At 72.8% G+C, this 16,419-nt stretch carries 17 protein-coding genes and 1 tRNA gene; 11 read left to right on the top strand and 7 right to left on the bottom strand.

The window, feature by feature from the left end:
• Nucleotides 1-6: 6 nt before the first annotated feature.
• Nucleotides 7-1,506 (bottom strand): hypothetical protein, encoded by a 1,500-nt coding sequence (locus V6U82_RS13130; RefSeq protein ID WP_334461067.1) that lies wholly within the window; start codon nucleotides 1,504-1,506, stop codon nucleotides 7-9.
• Between the two features lie 103 nt (nucleotides 1,507-1,609).
• Between V6U82_RS13130 and V6U82_RS13135 the strand changes: the two genes are divergently transcribed.
• Both V6U82_RS13135 and V6U82_RS13140 read left to right on the top strand, forming a co-directional pair.
• Nucleotides 1,610-2,281, top strand: a complete 672-nt coding sequence (locus V6U82_RS13135; RefSeq protein ID WP_334461068.1) for a PASTA domain-containing protein — start codon at nucleotides 1,610-1,612, stop codon at nucleotides 2,279-2,281.
• 97 nt (nucleotides 2,282-2,378) lie between these two features.
• Nucleotides 2,379-3,398 carry a PASTA domain-containing protein gene (locus V6U82_RS13140; RefSeq protein WP_334461069.1) on the top strand — a complete coding sequence of 340 codons (1,020 nt, stop codon included), beginning with the start codon at nucleotides 2,379-2,381 and terminating at the stop codon, nucleotides 3,396-3,398.
• A gap of 12 nt (nucleotides 3,399-3,410) precedes the next feature.
• Here V6U82_RS13140 and V6U82_RS13145 read toward each other — a convergent pair whose 3' ends face one another.
• Both V6U82_RS13145 and V6U82_RS13150 read right to left on the bottom strand, forming a co-directional pair.
• A complete protein-coding gene (locus tag V6U82_RS13145; RefSeq protein ID WP_334461084.1) occupies nucleotides 3,411-3,908 on the bottom strand; it encodes a hypothetical protein in 498 nt (165 codons plus the stop codon).
• Between the two features lie 98 nt (nucleotides 3,909-4,006).
• Nucleotides 4,007-4,294 (bottom strand): hypothetical protein, encoded by a 288-nt coding sequence (locus V6U82_RS13150; RefSeq protein ID WP_018785581.1) that lies wholly within the window; start codon nucleotides 4,292-4,294, stop codon nucleotides 4,007-4,009.
• An 851-nt stretch (nucleotides 4,295-5,145) separates the two neighbouring features.
• On the opposite strand from V6U82_RS13150, the gene V6U82_RS13155 reads away from it, so the two are divergent.
• From V6U82_RS13155 to V6U82_RS13165, 3 genes are all read left to right on the top strand, one after another.
• Nucleotides 5,146-6,027, top strand: coding sequence for a helix-turn-helix domain-containing protein (locus tag V6U82_RS13155; protein WP_128137874.1), 882 nt, complete (start codon nucleotides 5,146-5,148; stop codon nucleotides 6,025-6,027).
• Entirely contained in the window at nucleotides 5,997-6,218 is a 222-nt protein-coding gene (locus V6U82_RS13160; RefSeq protein WP_013283299.1) for a DUF397 domain-containing protein, read from the top strand. Before V6U82_RS13155 ends, V6U82_RS13160 begins: the two co-directional genes overlap by 31 nt.
• A gap of 150 nt (nucleotides 6,219-6,368) precedes the next feature.
• A complete protein-coding gene (locus tag V6U82_RS13165) occupies nucleotides 6,369-6,767 on the top strand; it encodes a hypothetical protein (protein ID WP_091413673.1) in 399 nt (132 codons plus the stop codon).
• Here the strand turns inward: V6U82_RS13165 and V6U82_RS13170 are convergent.
• From V6U82_RS13170 to V6U82_RS13185, 4 genes are all read right to left on the bottom strand, one after another.
• The gene (locus V6U82_RS13170) at nucleotides 6,735-7,337 is read right to left on the bottom strand and encodes a hypothetical protein (RefSeq protein WP_334461072.1); all 603 of its coding nucleotides are present in this window, start codon (nucleotides 7,335-7,337) and stop codon (nucleotides 6,735-6,737) included. The genes V6U82_RS13165 and V6U82_RS13170 overlap by 33 nt on opposite strands.
• Nucleotides 7,338-7,417: 80 nt before the next feature.
• Entirely contained in the window at nucleotides 7,418-8,224 is an 807-nt protein-coding gene (locus V6U82_RS13175) for a WecB/TagA/CpsF family glycosyltransferase (RefSeq protein WP_120574068.1), read from the bottom strand.
• Nucleotides 8,221-9,330, bottom strand: coding sequence for an NAD-dependent epimerase/dehydratase family protein (locus tag V6U82_RS13180; protein ID WP_181726659.1), 1,110 nt, complete (start codon nucleotides 9,328-9,330; stop codon nucleotides 8,221-8,223). The genes V6U82_RS13175 and V6U82_RS13180 overlap by 4 nt, the downstream gene beginning before the upstream one ends.
• Nucleotides 9,331-9,401: 71 nt before the next feature.
• A tRNA-Leu gene (locus V6U82_RS13185) sits at nucleotides 9,402-9,487 on the bottom strand.
• A gap of 209 nt (nucleotides 9,488-9,696) precedes the next feature.
• Between V6U82_RS13185 and V6U82_RS13190 the strand changes: the two genes are divergently transcribed.
• The 6 genes from V6U82_RS13190 to V6U82_RS13215 form a co-directional block, all read left to right on the top strand.
• Nucleotides 9,697-10,485 carry an FhaA domain-containing protein gene (locus tag V6U82_RS13190; RefSeq protein ID WP_026267912.1) on the top strand — a complete coding sequence of 263 codons (789 nt, stop codon included), beginning with the start codon at nucleotides 9,697-9,699 and terminating at the stop codon, nucleotides 10,483-10,485.
• A gap of 6 nt (nucleotides 10,486-10,491) precedes the next feature.
• Nucleotides 10,492-10,977, top strand: a complete 486-nt coding sequence (locus V6U82_RS13195) for an FHA domain-containing protein FhaB/FipA (RefSeq protein ID WP_128138039.1) — start codon at nucleotides 10,492-10,494, stop codon at nucleotides 10,975-10,977.
• Entirely contained in the window at nucleotides 10,974-12,416 is a 1,443-nt protein-coding gene (locus V6U82_RS13200; protein ID WP_128138038.1) for a PP2C family protein-serine/threonine phosphatase, read from the top strand. Before V6U82_RS13195 ends, V6U82_RS13200 begins: the two co-directional genes overlap by 4 nt.
• 28 nt (nucleotides 12,417-12,444) lie before the next feature.
• Entirely contained in the window at nucleotides 12,445-13,938 is a 1,494-nt protein-coding gene (locus V6U82_RS13205; RefSeq protein ID WP_435121330.1) for an FtsW/RodA/SpoVE family cell cycle protein, read from the top strand.
• Nucleotides 13,935-15,443 (top strand): peptidoglycan D,D-transpeptidase FtsI family protein, encoded by a 1,509-nt coding sequence (locus V6U82_RS13210; RefSeq protein ID WP_334461074.1) that lies wholly within the window; start codon nucleotides 13,935-13,937, stop codon nucleotides 15,441-15,443. Before V6U82_RS13205 ends, V6U82_RS13210 begins: the two co-directional genes overlap by 4 nt.
• 1 nt (nucleotide 15,444) lies before the next feature.
• On the top strand, nucleotides 15,445-16,419 hold a 975-nt coding region (locus V6U82_RS13215; RefSeq protein WP_334461075.1), incomplete at its 3' end, for a serine/threonine-protein kinase.

Consider the following 16,419-nt stretch of genomic DNA (forward strand, 5'->3'; position numbering starts at 1 on the left):
GAGGGCTCAGCGGCCTCGGCGGCGGGTGGTGTCGGTGGCCGGTGGGTCGGTTGGGGAGGAAGGCTTGCCCGGGGACGGGAGGGCGTCCTGCGGGTTCGTCCCGTCGTGTGGTCCTGCGGAGGCGGCCTGCTCGGATGCCTCGGGTTGCCGCTGCGGTGGGATGGCCCGGCCCCGGCGGCCGGTGGCGGACCGGGTGGCACGACCCCGCTCGGTGTCCGTCCGGCCGGATGCCGTGCCCGGTCCGTCCTCCACCCCGGTGTTCCGGCTCGGCCCGACCGACGTGTCCGGTGCCTTGTCCGGCGCGGTCGCCAGGTCGGCGAGGCCCGATGCCGACCGGCCCGGCGTCGACCGGCTCGACGCGGAGCCATCCGGCACGGACCGGCCCGATGCCGGGGTGTCTGACAGGCCCGAAGCCGATCCGCTCGCCGCCGACTTGTCCGACCGGCCCGTAGCCGACGTGCCCGACTTCGAGGTGCCCGACGGCGACGTGCCTGACCGGGTCGTAGACGACGTGCCCGACGGCGACTGCGGGTCCGCCTCGGTCAGGTCTGCGGGGGCCGGGTCGGCATCCCCGCTGATCTCGTCCGGCTCGCCGGTGCGCTGCCGTGGCAGTGTCACCCGCTGGGCGCTCCGGCGCTCGCCGCGCTGGGCCAGCGCGGCCATCACCATCGAACCGCCGACACCGGCGATCACCGCGTACGGGGCGATCAGATGGGCCGACAACTGTTCCGCGGCGATCCCGGCGAGGCGCGGCACCGCCAGCAGGTACGCCAGCGCGACGAGCAGCGGCCCGGCCGCCCCGGAGGCCGCCGCACCGACCCGGATCTCGGGTGCACGGGCGGCTCGGCGAGCCGCCACCAGGCCGATCACCAGGGCGGAGAGCACCGACAGGAGCGCACCGGGCCAGTAGAAGTAGTCGCGGATCCAGAACGCGCCACGGTCCGCGCTGATCTGCCAGATGCCGAGCTGGGCGGTGGTCAGGCCACGGCCGGCGACCACCCCGTCGACCACCGACACCACGGCGAGCAGCCAGAGCCAGCCGGTGGTGGCGATCAGGTTCGTGGCGGCGGCCCGGGTGTGCAGCGCCCAGACGGCGAGCAGCACACCGAGCAGCAGCCCCGCACCCGCGTACGCGGCGGCGACGACCTGCGGGGCGGCGACGTCCGGCACCCGTGCCGCCCGCGCCGGAACCGCCACCAGCAGCACGGTGACGATCGCGCCGGCACCCGCGGCGAGCGCCAGGCCGAGCCGGGGCAGTGTGCCCCGCGGCTCGTCGTCGCTCCCGCGCAGGCGCTGGGCGCAGACCGCACCGACGATGACCGATGTCGCCGCGATCCAGGTCGCCCAGGCGAGGCTCGCCACCCAGGCCGCCTCGGCCCGTACCGCGCCGGCCGGCGCCCAGTTGATGATGCCCAGCCCGTACCCGAAACCGAGCTGCGCGGCGCCCGCGCCGGCGGCGACGCCGAGCGCGGCGGCTGTCGATCCTCCCCAGCCCCGTCTGACCATGCCGGGGAGCGTAACGTCCCGAGGTCGGCGCGGCGAGTCGTGACGACAGGCCGTGACCGTTCCGCAGCAACGGATACGGTCGTCGATGATCGGGGCGGGGAGCATGACGGACGAGCGGGAACCGGTGGCCGACGGCGGCGGACCGGGACGGGGCAGGATGCTCCTCGGCGGTGGCGTGGCCGTGATCCTGCTGGCGGTGATCGGTGCCAGCGTCGGGTGGATCCTCGCCGGTGAGCCGGAGCGCCCGGCCGCACCCGGCGACGCCGCACCGGTCGGTGCCCCGTCCACATCGGCCTCCGCGACCACAGCGCCGCCGACCGCCACCGCCCGGCCGACCGGTACGCGCAGCAGCGCCCCGGCCGGGCTCACGGTGCCCGAGGTGGTGGGCGTGGACTTCGAGCAGGCCCGCCGGGACCTGCGCGAGCGCCGGCTCGGCTGGCGCCTGGTGTTCGGTACGGGCGCCGGACGCACCGTGGAGCGCACCTCACCGGCTCCCGGCACCCCGGTGAAGCGCGGCACCACTGTCACCGTGTGGGTCTCCGGGCCGGCGCCGGCCGTCACCGTGCCCGACGTGAGCACCCTGTCCTGCTCCGACGCGGCCGACGACCTGGTGGAGGCGGGGCTCTATCCCCGGTACGCCACCGGACGCCAGGGTCCGGTCACAGCGCAGGAGCCGGCGGCCGGTGGCACCGCCCGGTGGAACGACCAGGTGACGCTCACCTGCGGCGACAAGGCGTCCACGCCGCCGACTGTCTCCCCGTCGCCGACTCCCTGACGGGCGCGGCGCGCTGATCCCAGCCGGTGTCGCCGGGGACCGTTACGGTGGACGATCGAGGGCCGTGCGCCCCGTCCCGGTGGGGAAAGGACGTGCCATGAGCGACGACCGTCAGGAACCACCCGCCGGCGACGCGGACGCGACCCGGGCGCTGCCCCCGGACGCCGACGCGACCCGCGCGATGCCTCGCGACGCGGCCGGTGCAGACGCCGACCCGTCCCGAGCGTCGCCTCCCGAGCCGGACGCGGACGCCACGCGGGCGATGCCGAGGAACGCGGCCGGGGAGGATCCGGACGCCACCCGCGCCATGCCCCGGGGCGCAACCGGCGAGGACGTGGACGCCACGCGGGCGATGCCGCGGAATGCAGCCGGGGAAGACGTGGAGGCGACCCGCGCCATGCCACGGAAGGCGGGCGACGCCACCCGCCCGTTGCCCGGCGCACCGGCAGGACAGGGCGGGGCGGCAGGACCGGGCGGCCCCGCCGGGCAGGGCGGCCCGCGCCGTCCGCTCGACGCCACCGCCCCGCAGGAACCGGTGGGCGCCTGGTCCGGCCGGGCCGGGGTGCCGCCACCACGGCCGGCGGGCTATCCCGAGCCCGGGGCCGAGTGGTACGGCGACGAGCAGGCCGGGCGCCGCTGGTGGATGCCGATCCTGCTCGGCATCCTGGCACTGCTCCTGCTCGGGTTGATCGGGGTGGGGGTGTGGCTGGCGCTGCGTGCCGCCGACCGGAACTCCGATCCGGGCCCGGCGGTGCCGAGCATCTCGGCGCAGACGAGCGCCGCCCCGACGACCGCCGCGCCGACCAGTGCCGCGCCGAGTAGCTCACCGCCGAGTACGCCCCCGGCCACGACCGCACCGGTCGAGGTGCCGATGCCGCCGCTGGTGGGGCTGCCGGAGGCGGCTGCCCGGGCGGCGCTCGACCGGCTGGACCTGGACTACCGGGTGCAGCGGCGGGCGTCGGACCGCCCCGCCGGCACGGTGATCTCCACCGATCCGGAGGCCGGTTACCCGGTGGGCGAGGACGACCGGGTCACCATCGTGGTGGCCGTACCCGCGCCGCCGACGAGCGGGCCGAGCACTCCCGGATCGGCTCCGGCGACGACCACCACGCCCTGACGCGCCCCTGACTCACCACTGGCGTCTGCGGGTGCCGACCAGACCCAGCCCGGCCAGCGAGATGGCGAGCCCGAGCAGCCCGGAGTAGAACAGCGACCGGCTGAGGTTGTCGGTCGTGTCGGTGGGCCGTTCGGCGAGCGCGCCCTCGCCGCCCCCGGCACCCGAGGCCGGTTCGTCCTCGTCCTCCGCCGGGTCGGCGCCGGCCCAGCCGCCCTCGTCGTCCGGCTCGTCGGAGTCGGCGGCATCGGAGTCGGCGGCATCGGAGTCGGCCGGACCGGACCCGGCGTTGTCGGACCCGGCCGCGTCGGACCCCGACCGGCCTTCCTCGCCGGCCACGGTGATCTCCGGGGCCGGTACGGGCTCGGCGAGCTGCTGGGTGGCGGAGAAGGCGGGATGACGTACCGCGAGCGCGAGGGCGGTCGCGGTGACGAGGAAGAGGAAGAGCCCGAGGGCATAGCCGATACGGGACCGGTGGTGCCGGCGCGCGGCGGGCAAGTTGACCATGACCATCCCAGGTTCAGGGTCCATGGCGCGCGGGGTGGAACATGCCGGGGTGGGCGTACCGATTCTATGGCGACGGCACGCCCTCCCGACCGGGAATCGTGAGGTCAGCCGACCCGGACCGGGGTCCGGACCACCGGGCGGCGGGCCGTCCGCACGGTGTGCTGACGCGGAGCCGGCGCGGCCTGGAGCTGCCGCAACCCCTCCTGGAGTACGAAGATCGACCTCCGGTTGACCGCGTCCCCCGCCGCGTTCAACTCGTAGCCGTCGAGCCAGAGCCAACCGTCGTAGGTCGGCCAGTCGAGCACCCGGATCACCCGGAACATGATCGGTCGGAGGAACTGGACACTCGCCGCGCGTGTCACGTGCAGTACGTCACCGGAGCGGGGAAGCACATGGGCTCCTGGGAAGGTCGGCCGGCAGGACCGGCGAGGCTGAACGGGGGTCAGATGCGGTCCGGTGACGGGGGGTCTGCCTCGTGGACCGGCGGTCGGTGTGTCGGTGCTGGTCGGGCCGTACCCGCTGTGGCGGACCGCCACCCGACCATCACCCGGCTGCTCCCGGTTACCGCTCCCGCCGCCGCAGCCAAGCTGGCGTGCAGCGACGGGGTCTTCATTCCGGGGCAGGTCGCACGGCGCGGGACGGCTCCCCTCCGGCCGTCCCACGGACCGTGGTGTCACCACGCCCGGAGATCAAGCGAAGACGGTGAGTAACCCGTGCCATACGGACAGACTGCATCAGGGACGTGCGACATGCAAGTTGCACGTCGAGTTTTGCTGATAGGTGAGTCGGACACGCAAACACCGAAACTTGAAGCGCCAGGTATCGGAGCGGCACACTGGACGCCGGTTTCGCCCGTCGCGGCCGGTCGACGACCGGCACCACCCCTGCCGCGAACGAACACCCGCCGCCCGCCGGTCGCGCCCGCGGTGGGAGCCGAACCGGGCGCGACCGACCGGAGGTAGCCGGGTGACTGTGAAGCGTGGTCCCGCAAGCCGATGGACGGCACCGTGAGCGCGAGGAGTGAGCCGGTCCTGCGAGCCCCGCAGTCGCGAACTGAGGTGGCACCGTGAGCGCGAGGAGTGAGCCGGTCCTGCGAGCCCCGCAGTCGCGAACTGAGGTGGCACCGTGAGCGCGAGGAGTGAGCCGGTCCTGCGAGCCCCGCAGTCGCGAACTGAGGTGGCACCGTGAGCGCGAGGAGTGAGCCGGTCCTGCGAGCCCCGCAGTCGCGAACTGAGGTGGCACCGTGAGCGAACGGCGCAGCCCCACCATCCGGCGCCGCCGGCTGGGGGCGGAACTCCGCCGGCAGCGGGAGGCGGCGGGCATCACCATCGAAGTCGTCGCCGAGCAGTTGGAGTGCTCGGCGTCCAAGATCTCCCGGATCGAGACCGGCCACACCACGGCGACCCCGCGCGACGTACGCGACATGCTCCGCATCTACGGGGTGGTCGGCGCGGAGAGCGACGAGCTGGTGCAGATCGCCCGGGAGGCCCGGCAGAAGGGCTGGTGGCATCCGTACAGCACGGTGCTCGTCGGCGCGTACGTCGGCCTGGAGGCCGCGGCCAGCTCCATCCGCGCGTACGAGCAGCAGGTCGTGCCGGGCCTGCTGGAGACCGAGGAGTACGCCGGCGCGATGATCCGGGCGGCTCGGCCGGACTTCACCGACGATCAGGTCGACCAACGGGTGCGTGTCCGTCTGGGCCGTCAGTCGTTGTTGACGCAGGACGATCCGGTCGATCTGTGGGTGGTGCTCGATGAGGCGGTGCTGAGCCGGCCGGTTGGCGGCGACGTGGTGATGCGTGGCCAGCTCAAGCGGTTGGTGGAGGTGGCCGAACTGCCGAACGTGACAGTGCAGGTCCTGCCCTTCGAGGTGGGAGCGCACGCCGGCATGGACGGGACCTTCACGATCCTCAGTTTCCCCGAGCCGAGTGATCCCGATGTCGTGTACGCGGAGAACGCCACGGGTGGGCTCTTCCTGGAGAAGAGTGACGAACTGCAGAAGTACAGCTTCATCTTCGATCACATTCGAGCAGCGGCCATGCGCCCGGAGGAGTCCGTCGCACACATCGCGAAACTGGCAGAGGAGCCACTGTGGAAATGGCGACCAAGGAGTTCCCCGTGGACCTGACGCAGGCGACGTGGTTCAAGAGCTCGAAGAGCGGGCCGAACTGCGACAACTGCGTCGAGGTCGCGTACGTGACCGGGGCGGTCGGAGTGCGGGACTCGAAGGACAAGACCGGCCCCGCTCTGGTCTTCGCTCCTGGCGACTGGCACGCCTTCGTCGCCCGCGCCCGGAACGGCGTGTTCGGCCGGAGCTGACCGGCACCGAGAATGTGGTCCCGCCCGGCAGCGCCGCCGGGCGGGACCATTCGCGTCCGCGTGCCCGCGCGGCGCCGGGCACCCGTCGCCAGTTCCGATCCGCCTCGTTGAACCGCACGGATCGGCAACCGAACAAGGCAGGCGAGACGGATGACGACGATCGGTTCAGAGAACCTCACCAGCGGCCCGGGCAAGCCCGAGCGGTTCGGTGGCAAGTACCGGGGTGCCCGCCGGGACACCGTCCTCACCGAGGTGGTCTCCGGTGACGGCGAGGACACCCGCGAGGGTGGCGTCCCCGAGCAGGCCGCGGCACCGCTGTCGCTGCCGTCGCTGGACCCCAACCCGCTCACCGAGCCGTCCTTCCCGCCGAGCGGCTGGCCGGTCGAGCAGCAGGAGTCCCTGGTGGACCACCCGCTGCTGCGCGGCCTGCTGATGGAGCTGCCCCCGAAGGGCAGCGTGCCCCCGCCCGGCTGGCTGGACCGCTGGTTCGAGGCGACCCGCGCGATCCTGGAACTGCTATACGTGCAGGGCGCGAGCCGGTCGCGCTGACACCGCCTCGGCGGCCGGCATCGCCCGCTCGGCGAGCCGGTTGTGCCGCAGCGCGTGGCGTACCCCGATCGCGCACACACCGAGCACTCCCACGGTGATCACCGGTCCGGCGACGCCCGGCGCGGCGAACGGGTCGACCCCGACCGCCGGCAGCACCGCCACCAGCACCGCGATCGCCGTCGCCTGGAGTGGCAACGCGATCAGCGGGTGCGCCGCCGCCGCGCGCAGCCCGTGCGGGGCGGGCGTTCCCGGTGCCGCCGCGAACGCGCCCGCGCCGGACCGCAGCCGCCGGATCCGCCGTACCGTGCAGACCGCCACCACGGCCGCCGGCACCGCGGCGACGCCGAGCGCGGCGGCGGCCCGGTCCACAGTGGTGTCACCGGCGCTCTGCAGGCCCGCGGCGAGGACCGCCGTGGTGAGCGCGAGGCCGGTCAGCACCAGGGCGGACAACCATCCGGTACGCCGGCGCAGCGCACGGGCGCGGTCGATCCCGGGCAGACCCTCCGCGACCAGTCCGGCGGCGAGCCAGACGGCGGCGACGGGAAGCAGCAGGGCGAGACGGTCATCCATGCCCCCTAGCCTTGCCCGTTTCGACGTCCGCCGAATCCGGGACGGCACCCCGGTTCGTCCCGTACCCGTGCCCGTAGGGGTCAGACGTCGAACGTGGCGGGACGCCCGGTGGCCGGCGCCGGCGGGGTGGCCTTCCACAGGCCGGTCTTCTGGGCCGCGAGCCGGGCCAGGTAGGCCGGGTTGAGGATGACGTACCGGCGCCACAGGCGCTTGGGCTCCAGGCCGAGCCGCCAGAACCACTCCAGCCCGGCGCGCTGCATCCACGGTGGCGGGTTGCGCAGCAGACCGGCGTGGTAGTCGAAGGCCGCGCCGACAGCCATCAGCGGCATGTCCAGCAGCGGGCGCATGGCGTACGCGAAGACCTCCTGGCGTGGGCAGCCCAGCCCGACCAGGACGAGGCGGGCGCCGCTGGCCCGGATCCGGTCGGCGATCTCGGCGTCCTCGCCCGGCGCGACGGCGCGGAACTTGGACGGCTCGACCCCGGCGATCTTCAGCGCGGGGAACTTGCGCTCCAGCGCCGGGACCAGGCGGGACAGCGTCTCCTCGGTGGAGCCGTAGAGGTAGACGGGCAGCCCTTCCTCGGCGAACCGGGCGAGCACCCGCAGGGTCAGCTCCGGCCCGTAGACGCGGTCGGTGAGCCCGGCGCCGTGCAGCAGGTTGAGCGCCCAGCGCACCGGCTGCCCGTCCGGGGTGACCACGTCGAACGAGTTGAGCCGGGCGTTGTGCGCCGGGTCGAGCACGCCGGTCATCACGCCGTGCACCGCCAGCGCGGTGAGCGCCAGCGGGCGGCGCTCGTGCGCGGCCGCCACCACGGCCTCGGTGGCCCGGGCGTAGTCGGTGGCGTCGACCCCGACGCCGAGCACGTTGCGCTTGGTCCCGGTGGTCATGCCTTCGGCACCCACTTGTCGACGTTGGCCTCGTAGATCTCGCGCAGGATCATCGGCACGTCGTACGTGATCTTCCAGGACGGGTAGTGCTCCTCGAACCGGGCCATGCTGCTGACGTACCACTGGTGGTCGCCGGTGCGGGCCTGCTCGACGTAGTTGATCCGGGCCTCGCGGCCGGTGATCTCCTGGGCGATCCGGAACGCCTCGATGTGCGAGGTGTTGGAGTGCCGGCCGCCGCCGAGGTTGTAGACCTGGGCCGAGCGCGGCTCGCGGAAGAACGCCTCGAACGCGGTCAGCACGTCGTGCGAGTGGATCGCGTCCCGGACCATCTTCCCCTTGTAGCCGAAGAGGTTGTACGTCCGGCCCTCCATCACGCAGCGCATCAGGTACGCCAGGAAGCCGTGCAGCTCGGCGGCGGAGTGCGCCGGGCCGGTCAGCGTGCCGCCCCGGAAGCAGGCGGTCCTCATGTCGAAGTAGCGGCCGTACTCCTGGACCATCACGTCGGAGGCGACCTTCGAGGCGCCGAAGATCGAGTGCAGCGACTCGTCGATCGACATGTCCTCGGTGATGCCGTCGTACCAGCGGTGGTCCTCGGGCAGTTCGTAGCGGGTCTCCAGCTCGACCAGCGGGAGCGAGTTCGGCCGGTCGCCGTACACCTTGTTCGTGGAGCAGTGGATGAACGGCGCGTCGATCGCGTGCCGCCGGGTGTTCTCCAGCACGTTGAGCGTGCCGCCGGCGTTCACGTCGAAGTCGGTGAACGGCTCCTTGGCGGCCCAGTCGTGGCTCGGCTGGGCGGCGCTGTGGATCACCACGGCGATGTCCTTGCCGTACCGCTTGAAGACCTGCTCCAGCCCGTCGCGGTCGCGGATGTCGACGGCGTGGTGGGTGTACGCGGAGCCGAGGTCGGCGGCGAGCCGGTCGAGGCTCCAGGCGGTCGAGCCGTCCTCGCCGAAGAAGTACCGCCGCATGTCGTTGTCGATGCCGACCACGTCGAGACCGAGTCCGGCGAAGTGCCGGGCCGCCTCGGAGCCGATCAGACCGCCGGAACCGGTCACCAACGCGACAGTCACACGCCACTCCTGGTCCGTGGGAGGCAGGGAAACCATCGGAGCATAGCGTGACGTCCGGAACGCCCCGATACGAAGCAAGGGCCCCGCTGTGTGCGGAGCCCTCGTTCTGGTGGGGATGGGGGGAGTTGAACCCCCACGTCCTTTCGGACACACGGACCTGAACCGTGCGCGTCTGCCATTCCGCCACATCCCCGTGGCACGACCCGGAACACCATATCGCATCCCGCGCCCGCCATCTGCGGCGGGTGCCGGGACATATTACGCTGTCCACTGGCCACGCCACGAACGATCACCGCTCGTGGCGGGCGAAACTTTAGCACGTCCGCGGGCCTGGTCACGAACGGGCCGACGGCAGCCGGCCGAGCGGCGTGTGAGCTGCGGAGGCGGTGTCCGGATACCATCATTGCCTCGGGACCCGAGGAGGAGCCGGTGAGCGTGCTGCAACGCTTCGAGAAGCGTCTGGAAGGCCTGGTCGAGGGGGCCTTCGCCAAGGTCTTCAAAGGGGTGGTCCACCCCGTGGAGATCCTCAACGCCATGCAGCGGGAGGCCGAGGCGCACAAGGCGATCCTGGCCGGTGGGCGCACCCTTGTGCCCAACCGCTACGTGATCGATCTCTCGCCCTACGACCACAGTCGGCTGGCGCCGTACGCTGCCGCGCTGGCCCAGGAGCTGGCGCAGTCGCAGGCCGAGTTCATCGGCGAGCAGGCGTGGACTGTCTACGGCGACGTGATCGTCGAGGTCGAACGCGGTGAGGGCCTGGACACCGGCATGTTCCGGGTCACCGCCGAGGTCTACACCGGCGGGGACGTCGCCCCGGTCTCCGCGCCCGGCGGCTACGACGCCGGCCCGGCGTACCCGGCGTACGACCAGGGTGGCGGCTACGGCCCGCCGCCCGGTCACGGCGGCGGCCGCAACGTCCGCCTGGTCTCCGGCGACGGCCGCACCTACCCGCTCCAGATGGGCTCGACCGTGATCGGCCGCGGCGACCAGGCCAACCTGCGCCTGCCCGACGTCGGCATCTCGCGGCGCCACGCCCGGCTGGACTTCGACGGCGGCCAGGTGGTGCTGACCGACCTGGGCTCCACCAACGGCACGATGGTCAACGGCCAGCGGGTGTCGGCGGTCGCCCTCAACCCCGGCGACATGATCCAGCTCGGCACCACGACGCTGACCTTCCGCGTGGACGGCTGACCCGCGTTGCCGGAACTCGTCATCACCGTCGCCCGGTTCGGGTTCCTCATCCTGCTGTGGATCTTCGTGTTCACGGTGGTCGGCGTGATCCGCCGGGACCTCTTCGCCGGCGCCCGGTCGGGCAAGCTGGTGGCCGCGCCGCGGGGGATCGGCGCGTCGACCGGGCAGCCGGGGAAGCCGGCGAAGGCCAAGCGCGGCCGGGCCGCCCACCAGCTGGTGGTCACCGCCGGTCAGCTCGCCGGCACCCGGATCACGCTCGGAGAGGCCCAGATCACCATCGGCCGGGCGGAGGACTCGACCCTGGTGATCACCGACGACTACGCCTCGGCGCGACACGCCCGGCTGGTGCCCCGCGACGGGCAGTGGTACGTCGAGGACCTCGGATCGACTAACGGCACCTATCTCGATCGCGCTAAGGTCACCGGACCAACCCCCGTCCCCCTCGGCGTGCCGATCCGGATCGGCCGCACTTCCCTCGAATTACGGCCATGACTCTGACCCTGCGCTACGCGGCCCACAGCGACCGCGGTCTGATCCGAGACGGTAATCAGGATTCCGTCTACGCCGGACCGCGGCTGCTCGCCGTGGCCGACGGCATGGGCGGCATGGCCGCCGGTGACGTCGCCAGCAACATCGTCATCGGTGCCATGGCGCCGCTCGACGAGGACGTCCCCGGTGACGCCCTGGTCGACGCGCTCCGCTCCGCCGTGGGCACCGCCAACCAGCAGCTCCGCGACACCGTGGACGCCAACCCGCAGCTGGAGGGGATGGGCACCACGCTCACCGCGACCCTCTTCTCCGGCAGCAAGCTCGGCATGGTCCACATCGGTGACTCGCGGGCCTATCTCCTGCGCAACGGCGAGTTCGCGCAGATCACCAAGGACGACACGTACGTCCAGATGCTCGTCGACGAGGGCCGGATCAGCGCGGAGGAGGCGAGCAGCCACCCCCAGCGCTCGCTGCTCACCCGCGCGCTCGACGGCCGCGACATCGACCCGGAGTACAGCGTCCGCCAGGTTCTGCCCGGCGACCGCTACCTGATCTGCTCCGACGGGCTCTCCGGCGTGGTCAGCGCGGAGACCATCGCGGACACCATGCGGGAGTACCCCGACCCGCAGCGGTGCGTGGAACGCCTGGTGCAGCTCGCGCTGCGCGGCGGCGGCCCGGACAACATCACCGTGATCATCGCCGACGCCACCGACCAGGACATCGTCGAGGCGTCCCCGATCGTCGGCGGCGCCGCCGCCCGCGACCGGGGCATGGCGACCTCGGCCGACGACTCAACCCCGGCAGCCCGCGCCTCGGCGCTGTCCGCCCCCCGGCCGCCCGCGCCCGAGGAGCCGGTGGACACCCGCGACGACGAGCCGGAGCGGCGTCGCCGCCGGCCGCTGCGTACCGCCGCCATGGTGCTGGCGCTCGCGGTGATCGTCGGAGGCGGCGCGTTCGGCGGGTGGACGTACACCCAGCGGCAGTACTACGTCGGCGCGACCGACGACGGTCAGCTCGCGGTCTTCCGCGGGGTGCCCGGCCAGGTCGCCGGGCTGGACCTGTCGAACGTGCACGAGCGCAGTGAGGCCCGGCTCGACGACCTCACCCTGGCCGCCCAGGAGCGGGTGAAGCAGGGCATCCAGGCCCGCAACGAGCCGGACGCGGAGCGCCGGCTGGCGGAGCTGACCAGCGAGGACCCGGCGAACCCGAACCTCAAGCCGCTCTGCCCGCCCGACCCGTCGCCCGGTGTGACCAGTCCGACCCCGGTCGCGACGACTGGCGCGCTGGATCCGCAGGCCAGCGGCAGCCCCACACCGTCCGCGCCGCCCGCCGGCTCACCGACCCCCGGCGCGCCGTCGCCGACGTCGACCATCACGCCCGACGCCGTACCCTCCGACACCGTTCCGCCGGCCGATCCGGCGGGTTGCCGGTCGCCGGAGTGAGTGCCGGCTCGATCCCGAGGACGTATCCGTGACCGCAGCCGCCGTACCGGCCGCCTCGCCCGCTTCGACGGGCGAGCAGTCCGGCGTACGCCTGGCCCGGTCCCGGCGTAACGCCGAGCTGTCCCTGCTCCTGCTCGCCATGGTGCTCGTGGCGGCGTACGCGGCGATGGTCGAGGCGAAGGCGCTGGACACGATCACGCCCGACTTCTGGATCCCGGCCGCCGCGCTGGGGCTGGTCTTCCTCGGCCTGCACCTGGTGATCCGCTGGCTGGCGCCGTACGCCGATCCGGCGCTGCTGCCCGCGGTGGCGCTGCTCAACGGCATCGGGGTCGGCTTCCTGCGGCGGTACGACCTGGCCAAGGCCACGTCCGCCGAGCGGGAGGACCTGGCCGTCTTCGCCGGCACGGGTGGTCGGCAACTCGCCTGGACGTTGCTCGCGGTGATGCTGGCCGCCGGGCTGCTGGTGATCCTGCGCGACCACCGTTCGCTGTCCCGGTACGCGTACACGCTGGGCCTGGCCGGCATCGTGCTGGTGATGATCCCGGCGGTGCTGCCCAGCCGCTTCTCCGAGATCAACGGCGCCAAGCTGTGGATCAAGTTCGGTTCGTTCTTCTCCATCCAGCCGGGTGAGTTCGCCAAGCTGGCCCTGCTCACGTTCTTCGCCTACTACCTGGTGCGCAAGCGCGAGGTGCTCTCGCTCGCCAGCCGGCGGGTGCTCGGCATCGACTTCCCGCGCGGGCGTGACCTCGGCCCGGTCCTCGTGGTCTGGCTGATCAGCCTCCTGGTCCTGATCTTCGAGAAGGACCTGGGCACCTCGCTGCTCTACTTCGGCATGTTCGTGGTGACGCTCTACATCGCCACCGAGCGGGTGAGCTGGCTGCTCATCGGCCTGATCCTGTTCTTCGGCGGCGCCTATCTGGCGTACCTGCTGGGCAGCACCGTCGGCGGCCCGTTCGCGAACTTCTACGACCGGGCGCAGATCTGGCTGGACCCGTTCGCGGAGCCGTACGACAGGGGCTACCAGCTGGTGCAGGGCCTGCTCACGCTCGGCACCGGCGGCCTGTTCGGTGCCGGGCCGGGCGGCGGGCAGCCGGCGCTGCTGCCCGAGGTGCAGACCGACTTCATCTTCGCCGGCATCGGTGAGGAGATCGGCCTGTTCGGTCTCTCCGCGCTGCTGGTGATCTACCTGCTGATCGTGGAGCGGGGCCTGCGCGCCGCGCTGGCGGTACGGGACTCGTTCGGCAAGCTGCTCGCCGGTGGTCTGGCGTTCACGCTGGGCCTGCAGGTCTTCGTCATCGTGGGGGGCATCAGCAAGCTCATCCCGCTGACCGGCCAGACCACGCCGTTCCTGTCCGCCGGTGGCTCCTCGCTGATGGCGAACTGGCTGCTGATCGCCCTGCTGCTGCGGGTGTCCGACGGCGCCCGCCGCCCGGTGACCGGTGGCGGTGGCCCGGCCGCCCGGCCCGCCGGTGGTCCGCCCGAGCAGTTGCACGGCGCCCAGACGGAGGTGATCCGGCCGTGAACGCCCCCCTGCGCCGCGTCGGCGTTGTCGTGATCGTCCTGTTCGGGCTGCTGTTCGCGAACCTGAACTGGATCCAGGCCTACAAGGCCGACGAGTACCGCAACAGCGACTACAACGGCCGGGTCCAGGTCGCCGAGTACGACCGCAAGCGCGGCAACATCGAGGTCGGCGGCACCGCGTACGCGGTCAGCAAGGAGACCGGCGGTGAGCTGAAGTACCAGCGCACCTACCCGGGTGGGGCGATGTACGCGCACGTGCTCGGCTGGAAGCCGGTCAACGGCAGCGCGAGCGGCATCGAGCGGGTGGAGAACGACTTCCTGGCCGGCACCAGTGACGCGCTCATCGCCAGCCGGATCAAGGACATGTTCACCGGTGACGAGACCGGTGGCGGCAACGTGCTGCTGACGCTCTCCAAGGGTGCCCAGCAGACGGCGTTCAAGCAGCTCAACGACAACCAGGTCGGCGCGACCAAGGGCGCGGCCATCGCGATCGACCCGCGTACCGGCGCGGTGCAGGCGCTGGTGTCCATGCCGAGTTTCGACCCGAACCCGCTGGCGAGTCACGACAGCACCGAGGCGGACCGGGCGTACAACGCGTTGGAGAAGGACAAGGACCGGCCGCTGGCGAACCGGGCGCTGTCCGAGACGCTGCCGCCGGGCTCCACCTTCAAGATCATCATGGCGGCGGCGGCGCTGGAGAACGGCGTCGGGCAGCAGACCCGCATCCCGGCCGGTTCCAGCTACACCGCGCCCGGCGCCGGCCAGCCCATCCGCAACGCCGCGCCGTCGATCTGCCCCGAGTCGCAGGTGACGCTGCGGGAGGCGGTGACCGAGTCCTGCAACACCGGCTTCGCCCAGCTCGGCGTCCGCCTCGGCTCGGACAAGGTCAAGGAGAAGGCGAAGCAGTTCGGCTTCGAGCAGGAGGACCTCACCGTCGGCCAGCTCGGTGAGGGCGGCCTGCCGGTGGCGGCCAGCCGCACCGGCGACATGCAGAACCCGGACGGCAGCACCGACCAGGCCGCTCTGGCGCAGTCGTCGATCGGCCAGAACAACGTGCGGATGACCCCGTTGCAGGGCGCGCTGATCGCCGCCGCGGTGGCGAACAAGGACGGCAAGCAGATGCGTCCCTACCTCGTCAAGCAGCTGCTCGGGCCGGACCGCACCACCGTCTACGACGCCGCCCAGCCGCGCGAGCTGCGCCGCCCGATCAGCGGCCAGGTCGCCGCCGACCTGCGCGACATGATGCAGAACGTGGTGAAGGAGGGCACCGGCCGCCGGGCCGCCATCGACGGCTTCGTGGTCGGCGGCAAGACCGGTACCGCCCAGTCCGGCCCGAACACCCCGGACCACGGCTGGTTCATCGGCTTCGCGCTGGACAAGGACGGCACGCCGCTCTCCGCGGTCTGCGTCGAGCTGGAGCAGGCGGGCAGCGGCGGCAGCGCCGAGGCGGCCCGCATCGCCGGCCGGATCATGGCGGCGGCGATCGCCGACTCCGGGAGGCGCTGACGTGCTCGGTCCGGGAGTGAAGCTCGGTAACCGCTACCGCCTCGACGAGCGGATCGCCAGCGGTGGCATGGGCGACGTGTGGCGCGGCACCGACCAGGTGTTGGGCCGTACCGTCGCGGTCAAGAGCCTGCTCCCGGCGCTGCTGGACGAACCCGGCTTCGCCGAGCGGTTCCGCGGCGAGGCCCGGACCATGGCCACCATCAACCACCCCGGCGTGGTCGACGTCTACGACTTCGGCAGCGACCAGCACATCGCGTTCCTGGTGATGGAGTACGTCGAGGGCGACGCGCTCTCCGCCACGCTCAGCCGCGTCGGCCGGCTGACCCCGGCCCGCACGATGGCGCTGCTGGCGCAGGCCGCCGACGCGTTGCACGCGGCGCACGAGAAGGGCATCGTGCACCGCGACGTGAAGCCCGGCAACCTGCTGGTCCGGCCGAACGGCACGCTCGTGCTCACCGACTTCGGCATCGCCCGCTCGGACCTGGTCGGCCAGCTCACCGCCGCCGGCTCGGTGCTCGGCACCGCCTCGTACATCTCGCCCGAGCAGGCCACCGGCGCTGTCGCCACCCCCGCCTCGGACGTCTACGCGCTGGGCGTGGTCGCGTACCAGTGCCTGGCCGGACGCCGCCCGTTCGAGGGGGACAACCCCCTTGAAATCGCCATGAAGCACGTACGTGACGCACCGCGGGCGCTTCCGGCCGACATCCCGCCCCAGGTCCGGGCGATCGTCGAGCGGGCCATGGCGAAGGATCCGGCCGCGCGCTGGCCGAGCGCCGCCGCGCTGGCGAGCATCGCCCGGCAGGCCAAGCTCGCTCTCTCCCAGGCGGCGCGCGCCGGGCACCCGATCTCCGGCGTACCCGCCTCGCCGGCCGCGCCGGTCGCGCGGGCGCAGGTGCCGACCGCCGTTCCGCGTCCGCAGCCGCCGGCCGCCGCCCCGCGCCCGCAGCCCAGGCCGCCCGTGTCCCCGGCCCGTCCG

It is taken from the genome of Micromonospora sp. CPCC 205554 (assembly GCF_036902745.1).
GTDB classification, from domain to species: Bacteria; Actinomycetota; Actinomycetes; order Mycobacteriales; family Micromonosporaceae; genus Micromonospora; species Micromonospora tulbaghiae.

What these genes read in the sequence shown, in the direction of transcription:
- V6U82_RS13130 (WP_334461067.1), bottom strand. Translation starts at nt 1,506, where the DNA reads ATGGTCAGACGGGGCTGGGGAGGATCGACAGCCGCCGCGCTCGGCGTC.
- V6U82_RS13135 (WP_334461068.1), top strand. Translation starts at nt 1,610, where the DNA reads ATGACGGACGAGCGGGAACCGGTGGCCGACGGCGGCGGACCGGGACGG.
- V6U82_RS13140 (WP_334461069.1), top strand. Translation starts at nt 2,379, where the DNA reads ATGAGCGACGACCGTCAGGAACCACCCGCCGGCGACGCGGACGCGACC.
- V6U82_RS13145 (WP_334461084.1), bottom strand. Translation starts at nt 3,908, where the DNA reads ATGGTCATGGTCAACTTGCCCGCCGCGCGCCGGCACCACCGGTCCCGT.
- V6U82_RS13160 (WP_013283299.1), top strand. Translation starts at nt 5,997, where the DNA reads ATGGCGACCAAGGAGTTCCCCGTGGACCTGACGCAGGCGACGTGGTTC.
- V6U82_RS13165 (WP_091413673.1), top strand. Translation starts at nt 6,369, where the DNA reads ATGACGACGATCGGTTCAGAGAACCTCACCAGCGGCCCGGGCAAGCCC.
- V6U82_RS13170 (WP_334461072.1), bottom strand. Translation starts at nt 7,337, where the DNA reads ATGGATGACCGTCTCGCCCTGCTGCTTCCCGTCGCCGCCGTCTGGCTC.
- V6U82_RS13175 (WP_120574068.1), bottom strand. Translation starts at nt 8,224, where the DNA reads ATGACCACCGGGACCAAGCGCAACGTGCTCGGCGTCGGGGTCGACGCC.
- V6U82_RS13180 (WP_181726659.1), bottom strand. Translation starts at nt 9,330, where the DNA reads ATGGTTTCCCTGCCTCCCACGGACCAGGAGTGGCGTGTGACTGTCGCG.
- V6U82_RS13200 (WP_128138038.1), top strand. Translation starts at nt 10,974, where the DNA reads ATGACTCTGACCCTGCGCTACGCGGCCCACAGCGACCGCGGTCTGATC.